General features: G+C 61.8%; 14 protein-coding genes. 10 read left to right on the top strand and 4 right to left on the bottom strand.

The window, feature by feature from the left end; genetic code table 11:
* Positions 1-19 precede the first annotated feature (19 nt).
* Both BHC62_RS10780 and ompR read right to left on the bottom strand, forming a co-directional pair.
* Positions 20-1,333 (bottom strand): ATP-binding protein, encoded by a 1,314-nt coding sequence (locus tag BHC62_RS10780; RefSeq protein ID WP_029299778.1) that lies wholly within the window; start codon positions 1,331-1,333, stop codon positions 20-22.
* A gap of 116 nt (positions 1,334-1,449) precedes the next feature.
* Positions 1,450-2,190, bottom strand: a complete 741-nt coding sequence (gene ompR / locus BHC62_RS10775; protein WP_029299776.1) for a two-component system response regulator OmpR — start codon at positions 2,188-2,190, stop codon at positions 1,450-1,452.
* A 334-nt stretch (positions 2,191-2,524) separates the two neighbouring features.
* Here ompR and BHC62_RS10770 point away from each other — a divergent pair, with 334 nt between their 5' ends.
* The 7 genes from BHC62_RS10770 (at position 2,525) to tauD (ending at position 10,737) form a co-directional block, all read left to right on the top strand.
* Positions 2,525-4,861, top strand: a complete 2,337-nt coding sequence (locus BHC62_RS10770) for a Tex family protein (RefSeq protein ID WP_070995016.1) — start codon at positions 2,525-2,527, stop codon at positions 4,859-4,861.
* Positions 4,861-5,244: a PaaI family thioesterase gene (locus BHC62_RS10765; protein WP_050493039.1), complete on the top strand. Its 384-nt coding sequence runs from the start codon at positions 4,861-4,863 to the stop codon at positions 5,242-5,244. The genes BHC62_RS10770 and BHC62_RS10765 overlap by 1 nt, the downstream gene beginning before the upstream one ends.
* Positions 5,245-5,459: 215 nt before the next feature.
* A complete protein-coding gene (gene gshA / locus BHC62_RS10760; protein ID WP_070995015.1) occupies positions 5,460-7,043 on the top strand; it encodes a glutamate--cysteine ligase in 1,584 nt (527 codons plus the stop codon).
* Positions 7,044-7,246: 203 nt separating this feature from the next.
* Complete coding sequence (gene tauA, locus BHC62_RS10755) at positions 7,247-8,224, top strand: taurine ABC transporter substrate-binding protein (RefSeq protein ID WP_029299768.1); 978 nt, start codon at positions 7,247-7,249, stop codon at positions 8,222-8,224.
* A 16-nt stretch (positions 8,225-8,240) separates the two neighbouring features.
* A complete protein-coding gene (gene tauB / locus BHC62_RS10750) occupies positions 8,241-9,020 on the top strand; it encodes a taurine ABC transporter ATP-binding subunit (RefSeq protein ID WP_029299767.1) in 780 nt (259 codons plus the stop codon).
* Positions 9,017-9,844: a taurine ABC transporter permease TauC gene (tauC, locus tag BHC62_RS10745; RefSeq protein WP_029299766.1), complete on the top strand. Its 828-nt coding sequence runs from the start codon at positions 9,017-9,019 to the stop codon at positions 9,842-9,844. The genes tauB and tauC overlap by 4 nt, the downstream gene beginning before the upstream one ends.
* Positions 9,845-9,900: 56 nt before the next feature.
* A complete protein-coding gene (gene tauD, locus BHC62_RS10740) occupies positions 9,901-10,737 on the top strand; it encodes a taurine dioxygenase (protein WP_070995048.1) in 837 nt (278 codons plus the stop codon).
* Between the two features lie 114 nt (positions 10,738-10,851).
* Here the strand turns inward: tauD and betT are convergent, their stop codons facing one another.
* On the bottom strand, positions 10,852-12,813 hold the full coding sequence (gene betT, locus BHC62_RS10735; RefSeq protein WP_166647830.1) for a choline transporter BetT: 1,962 nt from the start codon (positions 12,811-12,813) through the stop codon (positions 10,852-10,854).
* Positions 12,814-13,223: 410 nt separating this feature from the next.
* Positions 13,224-14,150, bottom strand: coding sequence for a serine O-acetyltransferase EpsC (gene epsC / locus BHC62_RS10730; RefSeq protein WP_029299762.1), 927 nt, complete (start codon positions 14,148-14,150; stop codon positions 13,224-13,226).
* A gap of 167 nt (positions 14,151-14,317) precedes the next feature.
* Between epsC and BHC62_RS10725 the strand changes: the two genes are divergently transcribed.
* The 3 genes from BHC62_RS10725 (at position 14,318) to tcyL (ending at position 17,052) form a co-directional block, all read left to right on the top strand.
* A complete protein-coding gene (locus BHC62_RS10725; RefSeq protein ID WP_029299760.1) occupies positions 14,318-15,310 on the top strand; it encodes a D-cysteine desulfhydrase in 993 nt (330 codons plus the stop codon).
* A 282-nt stretch (positions 15,311-15,592) separates the two neighbouring features.
* Complete coding sequence (gene tcyJ / locus BHC62_RS10720) at positions 15,593-16,387, top strand: cystine ABC transporter substrate-binding protein (protein ID WP_070995014.1); 795 nt, start codon at positions 15,593-15,595, stop codon at positions 16,385-16,387.
* Positions 16,387-17,052, top strand: coding sequence for a cystine ABC transporter permease (gene tcyL / locus BHC62_RS10715; RefSeq protein ID WP_029299561.1), 666 nt, complete (start codon positions 16,387-16,389; stop codon positions 17,050-17,052). Before tcyJ ends, tcyL begins: the two co-directional genes overlap by 1 nt.
* The last annotated feature ends 2 nt before the right edge of the window (positions 17,053-17,054 follow it).

Here is a 17,054-nt window from a genome sequence, read left to right as displayed (position 1 = left end):
ATTTGATATTCGTAAGGGTTTAGACCGCATCTCGGGGCAACATCAGCCCCAACGGCAAACGCACCCGCGCCTCCAGCCCGCCATCGGCACGGTTGCGCAGTTCGACATTGCCGCCATGCATCGAAGCAATCCGCCGCACAATCGCCAACCCCAGCCCGGTCCCCTTGCCACCACGGGCCCGGTCGCCACGGGTGAAGGGGTTGAAGATGCCCTCCAGTTCCGCCGGATCGATCCCTGCGCCACGGTCCATGACACTCAACACCACATAAGGCGCGTTGGTATCACCCGACACATAGGCGGCGACTTCCACCTCAGTCCCCGCGTGATGCAGGGCATTACCGATCAGGTTGTTCAGCAGGCGTTTCATCGAGACCCGACGCAAGGCAAAGGGCTGGATAGGCTCCAGGCGCATGCGCACCTGCTCGCCGTTCTGGTTATAGGGCGCCACGACCTCGCGTACCAGGTCGGTCAGGTCGACTTCCTCTACCACCTCATCGCGACCATCGCGGATAAACGCCAGGAACTGGTCGAGAATCGCATCCATATCTTCGATGTCGCGGACCATGTCATCGGTAAGATCGGTGTGGTTGCCCATCAACTCCAGGGACAGGCGCAAACGTGTCAGCGGCGTGCGCAGGTCATGGGAAACCCCGGCCAGCATCAGCTCGCGTTCACGCCCGGCCTGTTCGACATCTTCGGCCATTTGATTGAACGCGCTGTACACCTCGGTCATTTCGCTGGGCGTGTCGCTGATTGGCAGGCGCACACTGCGACCTTGCCCCAGTTGCCTGGCAGCAAACACCAGGCGCTTGAGCGGCTGGTTGAGTTGGCGCACGAAAATCCAGGCCGACGCGGTGGAAAGCAGGCCAATGGCCAGGAACCAGCCGAGTACGTTCCATATTTTCTGCCCCCGTAGCGGATGGGGATACAGTGGCACTTTCAGCCATCCATCTCCCAGGCTAGGGGCTCGAACCCACAGGGCGGGCGAAACATGCATCCGTAGCCGCACCTCAGTGTCCTCGCCCAGTTCGGCCTGCATCTGGCGCTGGTAGATCTCGCTATAGGGCCAATGCTGCTCGCCCTCGGGAACACCCGCGCCCACCACGCGAGTCAAGGTCGCCGCCTTGGCGATTTTTTCACGGTTCTCCGGGTCGGCAGCCCAATAGGCACGCAATGTCAGCGCCACACCGTGGCTGTACTGTCGATCCACCAGCACGTCTTCGTTCATCAGCAGGTAAACGAGGGTCAGGGCCTTGGAAAACAGAACGACGATCAGCACCAGCCAAAGGGTGCGGGAGAAGAAACTCTGGGGGAACCACAGCGGGGTTTTCATAGAAGACAGCTAGACACCTGGCAAGAGCGAGCACGGCTCGCAGAATTGCAGACGCCGGGCATCCGGCCGACCCATTGGGATCGAACTCCGGAGTACCCGCCTGTGCAAATCATCGGTTACTTGGTTGCTGTGCCATCCGGCACAAACACGTAACCCACGCCCCACACTGTCTGGATATAACGCGGCTTGGACGGATCCGGCTCGATCATCCGGCGCAGACGGGAAATCTGCACATCGATGGAGCGCTCCAGGGCATCCCACTCGCGCCCCCGGGCCAGGTTCATCAGCTTGTCACGGGTCAGCGGTTGGCGAGCGTTCATCACCAGCGCCTTGAGTACCGCGAATTCACCGGTGGTGAGCATATGGACTTCTTCGCCACGCTTGAGCTCACGGGTCGCCAGCGACAGTTCGTAGTCACCGAAGGTCACGCTTTCGTCTTCGCTGCCTGGAGCGCCCGGGACGGGAGCCGCCTGGCGACGCAATACGGCCTTGACCCGAGCCATCAGCTCGTCGGGGTTGAACGGCTTGGCCAGGTAATCGTCGGCGCCCAGTTCCAGACCCTTGATACGACTCAGCTCGTCGCCCTTGGCGGTCAGCATGATGATCGGGATCTGGTTGTTGCTACTGCGCAGGCGCTTGCAGGCCGTCAGGCCGTCTTCACCCGGCAACATCAGGTCGAGTACGACCAGATTGAAGACTTCACGCCCCAGCAGGCGGTCCATCTGCTCGGTGTTCGGCACCGCGCGGGCACGGTAGCCCTTGGAGGTGAAGAACCGCTCCAGCAGGCTGCTCAGCCCCGGATCGTCATCAACGATGAGAATTTTTTCGCCTTCAGCAGTTTGTGCAGTGCTGCTCATTGGATGCTCCTCTTATCTGGCGCGCATTATGGCTTAGCTGCCGTTATACGCACGGTACGCATTGTTAGCAGATTTTTCTCCAACCACCAGTGCACGTGCCCTTGGCGCAATCCCCCCAAGAAGGGAACGCTGGTTATAATGCCGCGCCTCAGTGCCCGGCCATGCCATGGCCGGCCTGGTGTTTTTTCATCTGCTTGTCGTGACTTTTTCGATTTCGAGGGTCAATAGGCTGCCTCTTGACCCAGGCAGCGGCGCCAGTCGGGCCGCTCAACCAGCCGCGCACGGCCTTGTTTTCCGGGCCTGCGAACTGCTTTCAAGAATTTCAGGTGGTTTTATGGACAGCATCAACAGCCGCATCGCCGAGGAACTCGGTGTACGCCCACAACAGGTCGAAGCGGCCGTCGCTCTACTGGATGAAGGCTCCACGGTGCCCTTCATCGCCCGTTACCGTAAAGAAGTGACCGGCAGCCTCGATGACATCCAGCTGCGGCATCTGGAAGAACGCCTGCGCTACCTGCGAGAACTCGACGAACGGCGTGTCAGCATCCTCGCCAGCATCCAGGAGCAGGGCAAGCTGACCCCGCAACTTGAACGCGATATCAAGCTCGCCGACACCAAGACCCGCCTCGAAGACCTGTACCTGCCGTACAAGCAGAAGCGCCGCACCAAGGGCCAGATCGCCCTGGAAGCCGGCCTCGGCGAGCTGGCCGACGGCCTGTTCAACGACCCGTCCCTGGCCCCGGAAGCCGAAGCTGCGCGCTTTGTCGATGCTGAAAAAGGCATCACCGACGTCAAGGCTGCCCTCGAAGGCGCCAAGTACATCCTCATGGAGCGTTTCGCCGAGGATGCCAACCTGCTGGAAAAATTGCGTAACTACCTGAAACAGGAAGCCACGCTCAGCGCCCGCGTCATCGCCGGCAAAGAGGAAGAAGGCGCCAAGTTCCGCGATTACTTCGAACATGACGAACCGCTGAAAAGCATGCCGTCCCACCGCGCACTCGCCATTTTCCGTGGTCGCAACGAAGGCATTCTCAGCTCCGCATTGAAAGTCGGCGACGAACTGCCGGGCACCATGCACCCGTGCGAAGGCATGATCGGCCAACAATTCGGCATCCAGAATCAGAATCGTCCTGCGGACAAGTGGCTCAGTGAAGTCGTGCGCTGGACCTGGAAGGTCAAGCTCTACACCCACCTGGAAACCGACCTGCTGGGCGAATTGCGCGACGGCGCCGAAACCGAAGCGATCAACGTGTTCGCCCACAACCTGCACGACCTGCTGCTGGCAGCGCCAGCCGGCCCGCGCGCGACCCTGGGCCTGGACCCGGGCCTGCGCACCGGTTGCAAGGTCGCCGTGGTCGACGCCACCGGCAAGCTGCTGGACCACGCCACCGTGTACCCACACGTGCCCCACAACAAGTGGGACCAGACCATCGCCATCCTGGCCGCCCTGTGTGCCAAGCACGCGGTAGACCTGATTGCCATCGGCAACGGCACCGCCAGCCGCGAAACCGATAAGCTGGCCCTGGAGCTGATCAAAAAATACCCAGGCATGAAAATGACCAAGGTCATGGTCTCCGAAGCCGGCGCTTCGGTGTACTCGGCATCGGAACTGGCCTCCAAGGAATTCCCCGACCTTGATGTCTCGATCCGTGGTGCCGTATCCATCGCCCGCCGCCTGCAGGATCCCCTGGCCGAGTTGGTGAAGATCGACCCCAAATCCATCGGCGTCGGCCAGTACCAGCACGATGTGTCGCAGCTCAAACTGGCGCGCGGCCTGGATGCGGTGGTGGAGGACTGTGTGAACAAGGTCGGCGTCGACGTAAACACCGCCTCGGTCGCCTTGCTCGCACGGATTTCCGGCCTCAACGCCACCCTGGCGCAGAATATCGTCAATCATCGTGACGAAAACGGCGCGTTCAAGACCCGTGCGGCGCTGAAAAAAGTCGCACGCCTTGGCGAAAAAACCTTCGAACAAGCCGCCGGTTTCCTGCGCGTCATGAATGGCGACAACCCGCTGGACTCCTCGGCCGTCCACCCGGAGGCCTATCCGCTGGTACAACGCATTGCCGCCGAGACCGACCGCGATATCCGCTCGCTGATCGGCGACGCCGCGTTCCTCAAGCGTCTGGATCCGAAGAAGTACACCGACGAAACCTTCGGCGTGCCGACCATCACCGACATCCTGCAAGAGCTTGAAAAACCAGGCCGCGACCCGCGCCCCGAGTTCAAGACCGCCGAGTTCCAGGAAGGCGTCGAAGACCTCAAGGACCTGCAACTGGGGATGATTCTCGAAGGCGTGGTGACCAACGTGACCAACTTCGGCGCATTTGTGGACATCGGCGTGCATCAAGACGGTTTGGTGCACATTTCTGCGCTTTCGGAGAAGTTCATCAAGGACCCGCGCGAGGCAGTGAAGGCCGGTGACGTGGTCAAGGTCAAGGTCATGGAAGTCGATATCCCACGCAAACGCGTGGGCCTGTCGATGCGCATGAGCGATACCCCCGGCGAGAAAATCGATGGCGCCCGTGGCGCACGTCCGGGTTCGGCACCGCGCCAGTCGCAAAACCGCTCGGAAAACAGCGCACCACGCAAGGAAACCGCCACCGCAGCCCCGGCAAACAATGCCATGGCTTCGCTGTTCGCCAACGCCAAGCAACTGAAGAAACGCTGATGGATCTGCCCGCCGGCCAGACCCACAGCGCCTTCAGCCAACTGCTCGGCTGCCGCCTGCAACGCCTGGACCAGGGCGTTGCCGAGGTGACCCTGAGCCTGGAGCCACACCTGCGCAACCGCGCAGGCAAGCTCCATGGCGGGGCGATTTTCAGCCTGGTGGACATTGCCATGGGGCTGGCCTGCTCCAGCGCCCATGGCTTTGACCAACAAAGCGCGACCATCGAGTGCAAAATCAACTACATCCGCGCCGTGTCCGACGGCGACGTGCTGTGTACCGCCCGGGTCATCCACCCCGGCCGGCGCACGCTGGTGGTCGAGGCCGAGGTGTATCAGGAGCAAAAACTCGTCGCAAAAGCACAAGGCACCTTCGCTGTCCTATAGCTCCCTGTGATCAATTTGGGTTAATTTCGGCGCTGCGAAAACAGCGTCGGAATTTTCTTCCTGCGTAATAGCCTAATTCAGGGAATGAAGTCGGCACTTTCAGAGCAGGTTATTCCGGCTCGAAAACCAGGCGATAACGCCAGTTTTAACTTCACCCTTGTAGACCGTCTTGCCCACCCCCATATTGGGGCGACTGACGCGTGAAGGAATCCAACTTGAGCGAACTTCTCAACCGCCGCCTGGCTCTGCTCGGCAAGCGCGAACACCTCTCTTTGCTTGAGCACTGCCTGCACGGCATCGAGCGTGAATGCCTGCGTGTCACCGGCGAAGGCCGCCTGGCTCAAACGCCGCATCCAGAGGCCCTGGGCGCCGCATTGACCCATGAATCGATCACCACCGACTATTCCGAGTCGCTGCTGGAGTTCATCACGCCGGCACTGCCAAACCCGGCAGACACCCTGCGCAGCCTCGACCGAATTCACCGTTTTGCCTACAGCAAGCTCGGCAACGAGTACCTGTGGAGTCCATCGATGCCGTGCCCGTTGCCGGCCGAGGAAGATATTCCGATTGCCTACTACGGCACCTCCAACATCGGACAGCTCAAGTACGTGTATCGCAAGGGCCTGGCCCTGCGCTACGGCAAGACCATGCAGTGCATCGCCGGGATCCACTACAACTTCTCCCTGCCGGAAGAGCTGTGGCCGCTGCTCAAGGAAACCGAAGGCTTCGTGGGCACCGACCGTGACTACCAGTCCACGGCCTATATCGCCCTGATCCGTAACTTCCGCCGCTACAGCTGGCTGCTGATGTACCTGTTCGGTGCCTCGCCGGCCCTGGATGCAGGCTTTTTGCGCGGGCGCTCCCATCAGCTTGAACAGTTCGATGCCGACACCCTCTACCTGCCGTATGCCACCAGCCTGCGCATGAGCGACCTGGGCTACCAAAGCAACGCCCAGGCCGGCCTTACTCCTTGCTACAACGATCTGGCCAGCTACACCGACAGCCTGCGTGAAGCGGTGGCAACGCCCTACGCGCCTTACGTCGAAGTCGGCACCCATAAGGATGGTGAGTGGGTGCAACTCAACACCAACATCCTGCAGATCGAAAACGAGTACTACTCCAACATCCGCCCCAAGCGCGTGACCTACACCGGCGAACGGCCGATCCAGGCGCTGATGGCCCGTGGCATCCAGTACATCGAAGTGCGCTGCCTGGACATCAACCCGTTCCTGCCGATGGGTATCGATTTGCCAGAGTCGCGCTTCCTCGATGCGTTCCTGCTGTATTGCGCGCTGAATGACAGCCCGTTGTTCGAAAACAACGAGTGCGGGAATGCCACATCGAACTTCCTCAGCGTGGTCAAGGAAGGCCGGCGCCCGGGTCTGCAATTGCAGCGTCGCGGGCAACCCGTGGAAATGAAGGCATGGGCCGCCGAACTGCTGGAGAAAATCGCCCCGCTGGCCGCACTGCTGGACCAGAGCCATGGCATCAATGAGCACAGCCAGGCGCTGGATGCCCAATTGGCGAAGATTCAGGACCCGTCCCTGACCCCGTCGGCCCAGGTGTTGGCGGCGATGCAGGAGCGCAAGGAAAGCTTTGCGCAGTTCTCCCTGCGCCAGAGCGAAGTGCATGCCGAGTACTTCCGCAGCGAGCCGTTGCCGGCGGACGAACAAGCACGCTTTGAAGAGCTGGCCCGCAGTTCCCTGGCACAACAGGCCGAGCTTGAGCAGAACGAAGTGGGCGATTTCGATGTGTTTGTCGGGTCTTACCAGGCCAGCATCCTGGCGATCAGCAACTGACACGCCCTTTGTAGGAGCGAGCTTGCTCGCGAAAAACTCAAGCACGCCGCGTTTATCCAAGCCGAACGCGTCATCGTTAAGGTTTTTCGCGAGCAAGCTCGCTCCTACATAAGCTAATTCGAAAATGTTATTTATTTTCGGATTCTTAGATCATTTAGTCTCCTCCCACGCCGACCCTCGGCCGCCTGATGAGGAGCTACACCATGAAACTGCCTTCCCCTTTGCGCCTCCTGGCGGCTGTATCCCTGGCCGGCGCGAGCCTGTTTGCCCAGGCGGCCGACGTGACTATCGCCTACCAGACCACCGTTGACCCGGCCAAAGTCGCCCAGGCCGACGGCGCTTATGAAAAAGCCACCAACGCCAAGATCGACTGGCGCAAATTCGACAATGGCGCCGATATCATCGCCGCCATAGCGTCCGGCGACGTGCAGATCGGCTATCTCGGTTCCAGCCCGCTGACCGCCGCCATCACCCGCAAAGTCCCGGTGCAGACCTTCCTCGTCGCGACCCAGATCGGTGGCGCCGAAGCCCTGGTGGCGCGCAACGGTTCCGGGATCAACAGCCCCCAGGACCTGATCGGCAAGAAAATCGCCGTGCCGTTCGTGTCCACCGGCCACTACAGCCTGCTGGCCGCGCTCAAACACTGGAACATCGATCCCGCGAAAGTCACCGTGCTCAACCTCGCCCCGCCGGCCATCATTGCGGCGTGGAAGCGTGGCGATATCGACGCTACTTATGTCTGGGACCCGGCCCTGGGCGTGGCCAAGGAAAACGGCAAAGTGCTGATCACCTCCGGCGAGCTGGCCAAGTTTGGCGCGCCGACCTTCGATGCCTGGATCGTGCGTAAGGACTTTGCCGAGAAGCACCCGGAAATCGTCAGCGCCTTCGCCAAAGTCACCCTCGATGCCTACGCCCAATACCGCAAAGACCCACAAGCCTGGCTGGCCGACAAGGGCAACGTCGACAAACTGGTGAAGCTCTCCGGCGCCAAGGCCAGCGACATTCCGTTGCTGCTGCAAGGCAACGTCTACCCGCTGGCCGCCGACCAAGTGACGCTGCTTGGCGCCCCCACCACCAAGGCTGTGACCGACACCGCCGCGTTCCTCAAGGAGCAAGGCAAGGTCGAGGCCGTGCTGCCGGACTACGCCCCTTACGTCAGCGCCAAGTTCATCACCAACTGATCGGGAGTTCACTGCGATGGCCTTGCTACAGCTGGAGCGCATCAGCGCACAGTACCCCGGCGCAACCACGCCCGTGCTGGCGGATATTTCCCTGACCCTTGGGCCCCAGCAATTGCTGGTAGCCCTCGGCCCTTCCGGCAGTGGCAAGACTTCGCTGTTGAACCTGATTGCCGGTTTCGTCGAACCCAGCGCCGGGCGCATCACCCTCGACGGCGTACCCGTCAAAGGCCCGAGTGCCGAACGTGGCGTGGTGTTCCAGGACGACGCACTGCTGCCCTGGCAGGATGTGCTGGCCAATGTCGGCTTCGGCCTGGAACTGGCCGGCGTGCCCAAGGCCCAACGGCAAGTCCGCGCCCGTGAAATGCTCGCGCTGGTGGACCTGGCGGGTTTTGACAGCCGGCGCATCTGGCAACTGTCCGGTGGGCAGAAACAACGCGTGGGCCTGGCCCGCGCCCTGGCCGCCGACCCGCGGGTATTGCTGATGGACGAACCCTTCGGCGCCCTCGATGCCTTCACCCGTGAACAGATGCAAGAGCTGCTGCTGCAAGTCTGGCGGCGCACGGCCAAGCCGGTGTTCCTGATCACCCACGACATCGAAGAAGCGGTATTTCTCGCCACCGACCTGATTCTGCTGGCCCCCAACCCCGGGCAAATCGTCGAGCGCCTGAGCCTGGATTTCGGCCAGCGTTACGCTGCCGGCGAATCGGCGCGCGCGATCAAGTCCGACCCACGGTTTATCGAAACCCGCGAGCACGTGCTGGGCAAAGTGTTCTCGCAACGGCAGGTGTACGCATGAGCAGTTATGAAATCCCGGCCACTGCCGTCAGCCAAGCCAGCCCACCGCTGCGTCGCACGTTGAGCACGCGCTGGATCAGTGTGCTGACGCTGGTTGCGCTGCTGGCGCTGTGGTGGGCCGTGACCGCCAGCGGGCTGATCGAGCCGCTGTTCCTGCCGCCGCCGGCGGCCGTATTGCAAAAAGGCTGGCTGCTGGCAACCAGCGGCTACATGGACTCCACCCTCTGGCAGCATCTGGGCGCCAGCCTGGGTCGCATCGGCCTGGGCCTGGGCTTTGCGGTGCTGACCGCCGTGCCGGTCGGCATTGCCATCGGCGCCAACCGTATCGCCCGTGGCATTCTCGACCCGCTGATCGAGTTCTACCGCCCGATCCCACCGCTGGCCTACCTGCCGCTGATCGTGATCTGGTGCGGCATTGGCGAGCTGTCCAAAGTGTTGCTGATCTACCTGGCGATCTTCGCGCCAATTGCCATCGCTACCGCCACCGGCGTACGCACCGTAGACCCGGCCAAATTGCGCGCAGCGCAGTCCCTGGGCGCGACGCGGGCGCAGTTGATCCGCCATGTGATTCTGCCCAGCGCCCTGCCCGACATCCTCACCGGCGTGCGCATCGGCCTGGGCGTGGGCTGGTCGACCCTGGTCGCCGCCGAACTGATCGCCGCCACCAGCGGCCTGGGGTTCATGGTGCAGTCAGCGGCGCAGTTTTTGGTCACCGATGTGGTGGTGCTGGGCATCCTGGTCATCGCCCTGATTGCCTTCGCCATGGAAATGGGCCTGCGTGCCCTGCAGCGCAAGCTGGTGCCATGGCATGGCCAGGCCCACTGAATAACAACAGCACTGACTACGCCGGCATCTCGGCGCCCGACATTTGCGAGAAGAGCATGAGCCGCCTGACCGTTACCCCCTTAAGCAGCGCCCTGGGCGCCCAGATCAGTGGCGTCGATATTGCCCAGCCGCTGAACCTCGAACAGCGCGACGCCATCGAGCAGGCGCTGCTCCAGCATTCGGTGCTGTTCTTTCGCGACCAGCCGATCACCCCGCAGCAGCAAGCGCGCTTCGCGGCGAATTTCGGTGACCTGCACATTCACCCGATCTACCCCAACGTGCCGGAACAACCCGAAGTGCTGATCCTCGACACCGCCGTCACCGACGTGCGCGACAACGCCATCTGGCACACCGACGTGACCTTCCTGCCCACGCCAGCCATGGGCGCCGTGCTCAGCGCCAAGCTGCTGCCGGCCTTTGGCGGTGACACCTTGTGGGCCAGCGGCATCGCGGCCTTTGAGGCGTTATCGGAACCGATGAAGGGCTTTTTGACCGGCCTGACGGCGACCCACGACTTCACTCGCTCGTTCCCTCTGGAGCGTTACGGCAACACCGCCCAAGACCTGGCTCGCTGGGAAGAAGCACGCAGGAAAAACCCGCCACTGTCGCACCCGGTGATTCGCACGCACCCGGTCAGCGGGCGCAAATCGCTGTTTGTCAGCGACGGCTTCACCAGCAAGATCAACGAACTGGAAGCGGCCGAAAGCGAGGTCATCCTCAAACTGCTGTTCGCCCACGCCACTCGCCCGGAATTCACTATCCGCTGGCGCTGGCAAGCCAACGACGTGGCCTTCTGGGACAACCGCGTCACCCAGCACTACGCCGTGGACGACTACCGGCCACAACGACGGGTGATGCATCGGGCAACAATCCTGGGTGACGTGCCCTTCTAACAGGCCCTTGTAGGGGCGAGCTTGCTCGCGAAAAACCCAAGGACGCTGCGGGGCACCAGATGCCCCGCGTTTTCGTTGGCGATCTTCACGAGCAAGCTCGCGCCTACAGTTTGTTCAGCGCACCAGATGCAGGAACTGCAGATGCCGCTCGTACTGGTCGAGGATGTCGTTGATGATCTGCTCCTTGGTGTAGCCCACCAAGTCGTAGTCCTGGCTACCCTCGCTCAGGTGTACTTCCGCGCGGTAGTAGCGACGGTTGTTCATCTCTTTGGAGCCCATGCCGCCACGGGCAAAGGACGGCGTGAAGTAGCCGCGCATCTGCACCTGGTAGACAAACGGATGCTCTTCGCCGTGGCCGATTTCCAGGCTGACGCTGTCGTTGGACGGGTCGGGCTGGGTGACGACGTTCAGGCCCTTCTCGACAAACACCGCAGTCACTTCCTCAATGGCCGGGCGTACTGTGGTTTCGAGGAAGCGGTAGACCTCGTCCCGTGAAGGGAAGTGCACCGCCTGGCTCAAGCGCTGGCGCCAGCCGCCACGGCCCTTGCGGGATGCCGATACCGGGGCCAGGGAGTGCAGTTGGGCAATCTGCTTCTGGGATTCGAGGTAGAACGCCTTGTGCAGCCCCCACATCATCAACAGCAGGATCAACGAGAACGGCAGCGAGGTCAGCACGACTGCGGACTTGAGCGAGTCTATGCTGCCGGCAAACAGCAAGGCGCTGGTCACCAGCGCGGTCATCGCGCCCCAGAACACCCGCAGCCACTTGGGCCCGTCTTCATCGGCGTTGCCACCCTTGGACGACAGGGTCGACAGCACCACGGTGCCGGAGTCGGCCGAAGTGACAAAGAACACAAAACTGATAAACACCGTGACCGCGATCACGGTCTTGCTCCACGGGTAGGTTTCCAGCAGCAGGTAGAGGCTCATCGAGGGGTCGTCGATGGCCGACTGACCCAGGGCGACCATGCCGTGGTTGAGCACCTGGTCAATGGCGCTGTTGCCGAAGATCGACATCCACGCCAGGGTGAAGCCCAGCGGGATCAGCAGCACGCCGAAGACGAACTCGCGGATGGTGCGGCCACGGGAAATCCGTGCGATGAACAGGCCCACGAACGGCGACCACGCGATCCACCAGGCCCAGTAGAACACGGTCCAACCGCCGAGCCAGTCGCTGGGCTTGTCGTAGGCGTACACATCAAAACTCTTGCTCGGCAATGCGCCGAGGTAGTCACCGATGTTCTGGATCAGGGTGTTGAGCAAATGCTGGGTGGGCCCGGCGAACAGCACAAACAGCAGCAGCGCACAGGCCAGCAGCATGTTGATGTCGGACATGACGCGCACACCCTTGTCGACGCCGGCCACCGCGACCAGGATCGCCGCGCCCATCATCAGGGTGATCAGGCCGACCTGGATCCATTGGGTGTGGGCGATGCCGAACAGGTAGTCCAGGCCCGAGTTGAGGTGCAGCACCCCAAAGCCCATATCGGCCCCCAGGCCGAACACCGTGGCGATAATGCCGAAGCCATCCACTGCATAGCCAATAGGGCCGTTGATGCGCTTGCCGATCAGCGGGTACAGCGCCGAACGCAAGGCCAGCGGCAGGTTATGCCGGTAAGCGAAGTACGCCAGGGCCATGCCGACGAACGCAAATACGCCCCAGCCGTGCAGGCCCCAATGCAGGAACAGCACCTGCATGGCCTGGCGCGCCGCGTCGGCATTCAAGGCCTCGCCCTGGGGCGGTTGCACCAGGTGGGTCAAGGGCTCCGAGACGCAGAAGAAAAACAGCGTGATGCTGATCCCGGCGGCAAACAGCATGCCGGCCCAGGACAAATAACTGAATTCGGGCTCGTCGTGGTCGGCACCGAGTTTGATCTTGCCGTAGCCAGACAACGCGGTGACCACCACGAAGACCAGATACAGGGTCATCGCCAGCATGTAGTACCAGCCGACCGTATTGGCCGCCCAGTTTTGCGCGGCCAGCAACCAGGCGCCGGCCTGTTCGGGGATCGCGATGACGGTGAGGCCAAACAGCAGGATGAAGCTCGCGGCGAAGTAAAACACCGGCGCATTCATGCGCACCAGGCCGCTTGGAGGGGCAGACGATGCACTCATGAACGGTGCACCTCGAGGGTGTTGGATGTGGCTGTATAAAACGGACTCAGCAAAGGTAAGCCTCCTGTTGTGAGCGGGCAGCGAACCACCGGTTTAACTTGAACGAACGTTCAAGTTAAACATGAATAGGCGGTCTGGGACTAATCGCAAGGCTGAGTGGTAGGTAATTCCTACACTAGCTCAAGGAAGGGTATGACGGGCGGGAAAGGCAAAACGTTCAGCGATTACTTGCCTGAATTGAAATGCTATCCCCTGTGGGAGCTGGCTTGCCTGCGATAGCGGCGGGCCTGTTGATAGAGATACAACCGACAAACCGCCATCGCAGGCAAGCCAGCTCCCACAGGGTTCGGCGACAGGCTCAGGTTCAGTGACTACTTCTGCGTCCCATCATCATGCTGCAAATTCGCCTGCGTGATGTTCGCCCCCGCCGGCACGCTGCGGGTCAGCCACACATTGCCGCCAATGGTCGAGCCCTTGCCGATGGTGATCCGCCCCAGGATCGTCGCCCCGGCATAGATCACGACATCGTCCTCCACAATCGGGTGGCGCGGATGGCCCTTCTGCAACTGCCCATCCTCATCCGCCGGGAAACGCTTGGCGCCCAGGGTTACCGCCTGGTAGATACGCACCCGCTCGCCAATGATCGCCGTCTCGCCAATCACCACACCCGTACCGTGGTCGATAAAGAAGCTCGGGCCGATCTGCGCGCCAGGGTGGATATCGATGCCGGTGGCCGAGTGGGCGATTTCCGCGCTGATCCGCGCCAGCAGAGGCAGCCCGGCGCGATACAAATGGTGGGCCAGGCGATGGTGGATCACCGCCAGGATCCCCGGGTAGCACAGCAACACCTCATCCACACTGCGCGCGGCCGGGTCGCCGTGATAGGCGGCCAGCACATCGGTGTCCAACAGGCTGCGCAACGCCGGCAAGGCCAGGGCAAAGTCCTGGATCAGGCGAATGGCCAATGCATCGACTTCATTATCGGCATGGCCGCCTTGGCGCGCGGCATAGCGCAACTCCAGGCGGGCTTGGGCGAGCAAGGCATTGAGCGCCACATCGAGGGTATGGCCGACGTAAAAGTCCTCGCTCTCCTCGCGCAAATCCACCGGCCCCAGGCGCATGGGGAACAGTGCGCCACACAACGCCTCGAGAATCTGCGCCACCGCATCACGGGAAGGTAATTCGCGACCGCCCTGCTCGCCGCTGACCCGGCCGTTGCGCGTGCGCCACTGGTCCCGGGCGCCACGCAACTGGCTGACGATGGTCTGTAATTGCCAATGACTGGAACGCTCGCTCACGGTATTCACTCCTGACGTAATGGCCATCACTTTACGGTATGCAACCGGGCCGCCCTTAAGAACCAATGGTGCAATGCTAATAACCGCAGAGCATAAGCAACTGGCAGTTGCCCGCGCAAAAAGCCCTGCCTATAGTCCTTCCCATCTCCTCTTACCCGTGCGTGACCATGATCAAACAACAGCTCGACCGTTTTAATCGTCTGGAACTGCTGGGTGGCGCCACCGCCCTGGAAAAACTCGAACGACTGTCGACCTGGCTGGGCCGTGATATCTACATCAAGCGCGACGACACCACGCCCCTGGCCATGGGCGGCAACAAACTGCGCAAGCTCGAATACCTCGCCGCCGATGCCCTGGCCCAGGGCGCCGATACGCTGATCACCGCCGGTGCGATCCAGTCCAACCATGTGCGCCAGACCGCCGCCCTGGCGGCCAAGCTGGGTCTGGGCTGTGTCGCCCTGCTGGAAAACCCCACAGGCACCGACGACCCCAACTACCTGGGCAATGGCAACCGCTTGTTGGTAGAGCTGTTCGACGCCAAGGTCGAACTCGTCGAAAACCTGGACAACGCCGACGAGCAACTCCATGCCCTGGCCGAGCGCCTGCGCAGCAATGGCAAAAACCCCTATCTGGTGCCGATCGGCGGCTCCAACGCCCTGGGCGCCCTGGGCTATGTGCGCGCCGGGCTGGAACTGGCCGCACAGATTGACGCCAGCGGCCTGCAATTCGCGGCGGTGGTCCTGGCATCCGGCAGCGCCGGCACCCACAGCGGCCTGGCCCTGGCGTTGAGCGAGGTGCAGCCGGACTTGCCGGTGATTGGCGTCACCGTATCGCGCACCGACGAAGCGCAACGGCCCAAGGTCCAAGGCCTGGCCGAGCGCACGGCGCAGTTGCTGGGAGTGGAGGTACCCGACGCGTTCAAGGTGATCCTGTGGGACGAATACTTCGCCCCGCGCTACGGCGAACCCAACGCTGGCACCCTGGCGGCAATCAAGCTGCTGGCGAGCCAGGAAGGCCTGCTGCTCGACCCGGTCTACACCGGCAAGGCCATGGCCGGGTTGCTGGACGGCATCGGGCGCGGGGCGTTCGAAGACGGGCCGATCATCTTCCTGCACACCGGCGGGGCGCCGGCGTTGTTTGCCTATGACTCATTGTTCTGACGGGAGGCATGCCTACTAAATGTGGGAGCGGGCTTGCTCGCGAACGCGGTGTATCAGTCAAACTATCCATCAATGACCCACCGCATTCGCGAGCAAGCCCGCTCCCACAATTGAATTTTCATCGCTCACATATTCCTTAATAGAATATAAAACTTAATTTATATTATTTTTAACGCTTTAAACCTCGCCCTATAGTCGCGCTCCCACACACCGCGTTTTTAGGGCAGGATACGACCACTGCGTCACCTGCTTCGCACACCACAAAAAACACAGGGGCTTGTCATGACTATTTCTGTATTGCGTCGCACATTGCTGGTTGGCACATTGGGCCTGGCCCTTGGCGCCGGGTTGCTGGGCCAGGCGGTTGCCGGCGAGCAACTGGGCAAGATCAAGAAGGCCGGCGAGATCAAGATCGGCCTGGAAGGCACCTACCCACCGTTCAGCTTCGTTGATGAAAGCGGCAAGCTCAGCGGCTTTGAAGTCGAGCTGTCCGAAGCCCTGGCCAAGGAGCTGGGCGTCAAGGTCAAGCTGCAAGCCACACCGTGGGACGGCATCCTCGCCGCACTGGAATCCAAGCGCCTCGACGCCGTGGTCAACCAGGTGACGATCTCCGAAGAGCGCCAGAAAAAGTACGATTTCTCCAAGCCCTACACCGTCTCCGGGATCCAGGCCCTGACCCTGGCGAAAAACGTCGACACCATCAAGACCGCCGATGACCTGGCCGGCAAGAAAGTCGGGGTAGGCCTGGGCACCAACTACGAACAATGGCTCAAGGACAACCAACCCAAAGCCATCATCAAGACCTATAACGACGACCCGACCAAGTTCCAGGACCTGCGCATCGGCCGTATCGACGCGATTCTGATCGACCGCCTGGCGGCTCTGGAGTATGCGAAGAAAGTCACGGACACCGCCGCTGCCGGTGAAGCCTTCTCCCGCCAGGAAGCCGGGATTGCCCTGCGCAAAGGCGAGCCTGAGCTGCTTGAAGCGGTCAACCAGGCCCTCGACAAACTGCGCGCCGACGGCACCTTGAAGAAGCTGTCCGAGAAATACTTCAACGCTGACGTCACTCAATAATGGAAGCAGGTTTCCAACTCGCGCTCGACTCCGCGCCCTTTCTGCTCAAGGGCGCGTACTACACGGTGATCCTCAGCCTCGGCGGGATGTTTTTCGGCTTGCTGCTGGGCTTCGGCCTGGCCTTGATGCGCCTGTCGCGCTTCAAGCTCTTGAGCTGGACCGCCCGGGTGTACGTCTCGTTCTTTCGCGGCACGCCGTTGCTGGTACAGCTGTTTTTGATCTACTACGGCTTGCCGCAAGTGGGGATCGAGCTGGATCCGATCCCGGCGGCGATGATCGGCTTTTCGCTGAACATGGCCGCCTACGCCTGTGAAATCCTGCGCGCCGCCATCGGCTCCATCGAACGTGGCCAGTGGGAAGCTGCCGCCAGTATCGGCATGACCCGCGCGCAAACCCTGCGCCGGGCCATCCTGCCGCAGGCCATGCGCACGGCCCTGCCGCCTTTGGGCAACAGCTTTATTTCGCTGGTCAAGGACACGGCGCTGGCCGCCACTATCCAGGTGCCCGAACTGTTCCGCCAGGCCCAACTGGTGTCTGCGCGCACCTTTGAAATTTTCACCATGTACCTGTCCGCGGCCCTGATCTACTGGGTCCTGGCAAGCATCCTGGCGCATTTTCAAAATCGCCTGGAAGACCGGGTCAACCGGCATGACCTGGAGTCTTGACG

Origin of the sequence: Pseudomonas sp. 06C 126 (assembly GCF_001855215.1) — a bacterium.
In the GTDB taxonomy this organism is placed as follows: domain Bacteria; phylum Pseudomonadota; class Gammaproteobacteria; order Pseudomonadales; family Pseudomonadaceae; genus Aquipseudomonas; species Aquipseudomonas proteolytica.
This window is presented reverse-complemented; position numbering and strand designations above follow the sequence as displayed.

Bases quoted from the DNA above. Each gene is read 5' to 3' on its own strand.
- BHC62_RS10780 (WP_029299778.1), bottom strand. From the start codon at position 1,333: ATGAAAACCCCGCTGTGGTTCCCCCAGAGTTTCTTCTCCCGCACCCTT.
- ompR (WP_029299776.1), bottom strand. From the start codon at position 2,190: ATGAGCAGCACTGCACAAACTGCTGAAGGCGAAAAAATTCTCATCGTT.
- BHC62_RS10770 (WP_070995016.1), top strand. From the start codon at position 2,525: ATGGACAGCATCAACAGCCGCATCGCCGAGGAACTCGGTGTACGCCCA.
- BHC62_RS10765 (WP_050493039.1), top strand. From the start codon at position 4,861: ATGGATCTGCCCGCCGGCCAGACCCACAGCGCCTTCAGCCAACTGCTC.
- tauA (WP_029299768.1), top strand. From the start codon at position 7,247: ATGAAACTGCCTTCCCCTTTGCGCCTCCTGGCGGCTGTATCCCTGGCC.
- tauB (WP_029299767.1), top strand. From the start codon at position 8,241: ATGGCCTTGCTACAGCTGGAGCGCATCAGCGCACAGTACCCCGGCGCA.
- tauC (WP_029299766.1), top strand. From the start codon at position 9,017: ATGAGCAGTTATGAAATCCCGGCCACTGCCGTCAGCCAAGCCAGCCCA.
- tauD (WP_070995048.1), top strand. From the start codon at position 9,901: ATGAGCCGCCTGACCGTTACCCCCTTAAGCAGCGCCCTGGGCGCCCAG.
- betT (WP_166647830.1), bottom strand. From the start codon at position 12,813: ATGAATGCGCCGGTGTTTTACTTCGCCGCGAGCTTCATCCTGCTGTTT.
- BHC62_RS10725 (WP_029299760.1), top strand. From the start codon at position 14,318: ATGATCAAACAACAGCTCGACCGTTTTAATCGTCTGGAACTGCTGGGT.
- tcyJ (WP_070995014.1), top strand. From the start codon at position 15,593: ATGACTATTTCTGTATTGCGTCGCACATTGCTGGTTGGCACATTGGGC.
- tcyL (WP_029299561.1), top strand. From the start codon at position 16,387: ATGGAAGCAGGTTTCCAACTCGCGCTCGACTCCGCGCCCTTTCTGCTC.